This window comes from Hymenobacter sp. M1-2 (assembly GCF_057808495.1).
In genome coordinates this window covers 1-2,377 of record NZ_JBTYZO010000056.1, presented here as the reverse complement: position 1 = coordinate 2,377, position 2,377 = coordinate 1, and the positions used below count along the sequence as shown (strand labels likewise).

The 2,377-nt window shown below is 65.6% G+C and carries 2 protein-coding genes; both read right to left on the bottom strand.

Annotated features, from left to right (window positions below):
• Positions 1–1,387, bottom strand: a 1,387-nt coding sequence (locus ACYSMN_RS25450; RefSeq protein WP_488926747.1) for a glycosyl hydrolase family 28-related protein, incomplete at its 3' end; no start/stop codon positions are given.
• Positions 1,388–1,436: 49 nt separating this feature from the next.
• Positions 1,437–2,377: T9SS type A sorting domain-containing protein (locus ACYSMN_RS25445; protein WP_488926746.1), on the bottom strand; the 941-nt coding region annotated here is incomplete at its 5' end.

Genomic DNA, 2,377 nt, shown 5'->3' with positions numbered 1-2,377 from the left:
TGAACACGGGCAGGTTGGCCGGGCTCGAACTCAGCGGACCGGTGGGCGTGATGGCCACCGACAGGCCCACGAGCCGCGTCACGTTCGGGCCCACCGTGAGCGTACCCGACACTTCGTAGCGCGAGCCTTTGTCTTCGTTGGTAATGGCCGAAGCGGTGGTAAAGGCCACGTTCTTGGAGTTAGGGAAGTAGATGGTCGAAAAGCCCGAGTTGAGTGCGGCTTGGATGCCTTGCGTGTCGTCGACCCCATCGCCGGGCACGGCGCCGAAGTCGGCCACGCTTTTCCAGCTGGCGAGGGCATCGAGTGGTACTTCTGGCGTCTCGGCAATGGGCAAATTGAGCGAGGTCGGCTGCGGCGTCTGCAGCGAATACACGGTGCCACCCGATACGTACTCAGTGAGCGTATTACCGGCCACAGGCGTGCCGAAGGCGTTCAGCGCGGCCGCGTAACCACTGCTCGTCACGTTGCGGGCGAAGAGAAAGCCGTCGGCCAGGTCAATGCCGTAGTTGGCCGCGTCGCCACCGCGCAGCTCACTGTCGATGAGCGTGATGATGCCTTTGCTTTCGCCACCGCTGGTCTGGCGCAGGGCCGGCACCGTGTTTTCGCTGAGCAAGTGGCGGATGCAGAGCGTTTGCGCGTCGTTGAGGATGCCGGCTTGCAGCTGGTGGCGCAGCGTGATGTTTTCCAGCGTCAGGCTGTACTGCACCTGCCGCGTCCGGATGCCGGCGTTGAAGCCCTCCACAGTGATGTTCTTGAGGTGAGCCGGACCGGGAATGGCCGTGGCCATTTCCAGGCCGGCGCGGCCCGCCCGGGCCGGGTCGCTGCTGCGGATGAGCACGTTGCGCACGAACCCCTGGTTGCTGGCCAGGTAGCTGATGCCGATGGCCCCGGGGTTACCGGCGCCCACGTCGATGGTGAGGTTGGCAATGTTGGTTGAGAACAGGCTGTTGGTGAACGTCTGCGTGCCCGCAGCTGGCTCGAAACACTTGAGCACCGGCAGGTTGGTGGCCGCCACGGCCAAGTTGTCGTCCAGCTTCAGAATGGTGCCGCTGCGGCTCTGGCCCTGAAACGTGAGGGTGCGCTGCAACGCCTGGTCGGCGGTGAACACGAGCCGGTTGCTGAGGCGGTAGGTGCCGTTGGGCAGGTACACTGTTTTTCCCTTAAGAAAACCGCGCGCCGCGTTAATGGCCGCCTGAATCGCAGCCGTGGCGTCGGTGGTGCCGGTCGTGTCGGCGTTGTAGGGCGCCGCCGCTACGTTGATGACGCCCGCGTCGGCGGGGTACACGATGTTCTCGTTCGGGGCCGCGTCCTGGGCGCGGGCTTGGCCGGCCGCCCCGCCCAATACGGCCAGCAGCGACAAACGACATAGGTAAGAAGTGAAGCGCATGAGCGTACGGGGCTAGGGTGGGAAGACAAGTGACAATTCTTTTGGTCGGTTAGCGGGCCACCACCAGGCGCCGAATCGTGGTCGAGCGGCCGTGCTGTACCGTGAGCAGGTACAGGCCACTGGGCAGGTGGCTGATGTCGAGCTGGTAACGGGTACTGCGGGCCGTGGCCCGCCAGGTGTGGTGTTGCACCACCTGGCCCAGCGCCGAAGTCAGCCGCACTTCCCCGGCTTGCGCCGCCTCGCCGCTCAGCTCCAGAGTGAGTGCGTGCTGGGCCGGGTTGGGATAGACTCGCAGCGGCTCGGTGGCGGTACGCGGGTCGGCGGCCAGCGGTGCGCCGATGTTGAGCGTGGCCGTGCCGATATTGTTGGTTTCGTTGTTTTCCGGAATCAGCTCGGCGTCGTCGACCTCAGCCGTCACCTGGTGGCCGCCGGCCGTGGATGTCCAGGTGCTGGCCCCGCCGTTGGGGCCGCCGTTGGCATCCAAGGTCACTTGCTGGCCCGGCGCCAAGGCCGTCACGTGGTAGCTGCTCCAACTCACGGTCACGCCGTCGACCTTGAACTTCACTCCGTGCTTGACGGCCGGCGTGGGCGTGTTGCCGAAGTTCTTGATGGTGGCGCTGAAGGTCACGGGCTGGCCCGCGGCTGGCGCGGTGGGGTTCCAACTGATGCCGGTCACTTGCAAGTCGCGGCTGTACCCGGTGTAGAGCGGCAGCACGAAGCTCAGGCTGGCGTCTTGCTCGGCCTTGCGCGTGGGTAGGCTGCTGCTGGTCAGGGTGCTGACGGTGCTGCCACGGGTTTCCTGCACCACGTTGGTAAACACGCCGTGGGTGCTGCCTGAACGCGCCTCCCCGAAGCCGGCAATGGACACCGACGAGTTGTCGTTGACGAAGGCCGACAGCGCGCCCGGATCCTTCGCCGCCAGCGTCAGGCCGCCGAGCACTTCGGTCTGGCCACCGTTTTTGGTTTCGATGAGCGTGTTGGGCCACTCCG